This is a genomic window from Yersinia rohdei ATCC 43380, from assembly GCF_000173775.1.
GTDB classification, from domain to species: Bacteria; Pseudomonadota; Gammaproteobacteria; order Enterobacterales; family Enterobacteriaceae; genus Yersinia; species Yersinia rohdei.
The window spans coordinates 1-427 of the sequence record NZ_ACCD01000090.1 but is presented as its reverse complement, the minus strand read 5'-3'; the positions used below and the strand labels follow the sequence as shown (position 1 = coordinate 427).

Genomic DNA, 427 nt, shown 5'->3' with positions numbered 1-427 from the left:
CTTGCTCCCGGCGCCGAAGCCAGTCGCAGATACCAGCTGGCTGCAACTGTTTAATAAAAACACAGCACTGTGCAAACACGAAAGTGGACGTATACGGTGTGACGCCTGCCCGGTGCTGGAAGGTTAATTGATGGGGTCAGCCGCAAGGCGAAGCTCTTGATCGAAGCCCCAGTAAACGGCGGCCGTAACTATAACGGTCCTAAGGTAGCGAAATTCCTTGTCGGGTAAGTTCCGACCTGCACGAATGGCGTAATGATGGCCAGGCTGTCTCCACCCGAGACTCAGTGAAATTGAACTCGCTGTGAAGATGCAGTGTACCCGCGGCAAGACGGAAAGACCCCGTGAACCTTTACTATAGCTTGACACTGAACATTGAGCCTTGATGTGTAGGATAGGTGGGAGGCATCGAAGCGTGGACGCCAGTCTG

Annotated in this window: 1 rRNA gene; it reads left to right on the top strand. The window is 53.9% G+C overall.

The features are described from left to right. Positions 1-427, top strand: a 23S ribosomal RNA gene (locus tag YROHD0001_RS0119185); the annotation flags it as partial.